The 1349-nt window shown below is 66.1% G+C and carries 1 protein-coding gene; it reads right to left on the bottom strand.

Annotation, left to right across the window (positions count from 1 at the left end; genetic code table 11):
• Positions 1–9: 9 nt before the first annotated feature.
• Positions 10–1089, bottom strand: a complete 1080-nt coding sequence (locus ACFWO3_RS21600) for an IS110 family transposase (RefSeq protein WP_378581651.1) — start codon at positions 1087–1089, stop codon at positions 10–12.
• Positions 1090–1349: the final 260 nt, after the last annotated feature.

Below are 1349 nucleotides of genomic sequence, written 5' to 3'. Positions count from 1 at the left end.
GTGATGCTCCTATGTTTCGTCAAGGGCGGGTTGGGGTGTCGTTCGGTGGGTCAGGAGTTGGTAGATCTCGCGGGCGACGGCGCGTTTGAGGCAGCGGGTGATCTCGCGTGTGGTTTTGTGTTCGGTGGTGCGGCGGGCTACGTAGGTGCGGGTGCGTTCGTCGTGGGTCATTCGGTTGATGACGATGGTGTACAGGGCGCGGTTGGCTTGCCGGTCGCCACCTCGGTTGAGTCGGTGTCGGTGGGTTTTGCCCGACGACGCCGGGATCGGGGCAACGCCGCACAGGTGGGCGAACGCGGCTTCGCTGACGATCCGGTCCCGGTTGTCACCGAAGGTGATCAGCAGCTGGGCGGCGGTCACGGAGGCGATTCCGGGACGGTCGAGCAGTTCGGGTGCGGTGTGGGCCACGAGCGTTCTGATCTGCTTTGTCAACGTGCGTTCTTCGTCGGTCAGCGCGAGGATGCGGCGTGCGAGTGAGCGCAGCGAGGTAATGACTGCGGCGGTGATGTCACCGGAGGTGACTGCGCCGGGCCGCTTTCGGGCGCAGGTGCGCAGCAGTGTCGCGTCGGTCAACCCGTCCAGGCAGGCACGCACCGGTTCCGGGGCGGTCACGATCATCGCTTTGAGCCCCGTGATCGCCTCGGCGCGGGCCTTGACCGCCGAGCGTCGGGCGTTGCGCAGGAACCGGATTGCTTCGACGTTCCCGTCGTGGGTTTTCGGTGTGGTGGTGGCCCGGCCGGACAACGCAGCAGTGGCGGCGGCGTAGGCGTCGATCGGGTCGGATTTGCCGTGTAGTCGACGTGAGCGTCGGTCCGGGCGGTCGACGTCGACGACGGTGAGGCCGGCTTCCCGGAGCACGGTGGTCAGGGCGCACCCGTAGCTTCCGGTCCCCTCCACACCCACACGGGAGACGATGCCGGCACTTGTCAGCCACGCGAGTAGCTGACGGTGCCCGGCCGCGGTGGCATCGAACTCGCGGTCACCGATCTGCCGGCCCACCGAGTCGACGATGGCGGCGTGGTGGGTGTGTTTGTGGGTGTCGACACCGGCATAGACGGTGAGGCTGACAGCGGGCGGTGTTTCGGTCATGCTGGACACAGGTCATCCCCCTTTTCAGGTGGCCACGCACCCGGCCGGGACGGCGGACAGCACTGTGACGGGACTTGTTGGTCAGGCTCCTATCAGGTCACTCCGCCCGAACCGGTCGCGTGTGCTTTCTGGGCATCCGATCCGGTGGGGTCGACACATCACCAGCAGGACAGTCTCACGACGTCAGTGACATTGAGAGTCAGACCCCACCGCACCGAACCTATCCAGTATCAACCGGACCACCCCAGACTCACAGTGAC

The sequence above is a fragment of the Rhodococcus sp. NPDC058521 genome (genome assembly GCF_042719695.1).
Classification (GTDB): Bacteria; Actinomycetota; Actinomycetes; order Mycobacteriales; family Mycobacteriaceae; genus Rhodococcus_F.
This window is presented reverse-complemented; position numbering and strand designations above follow the sequence as displayed.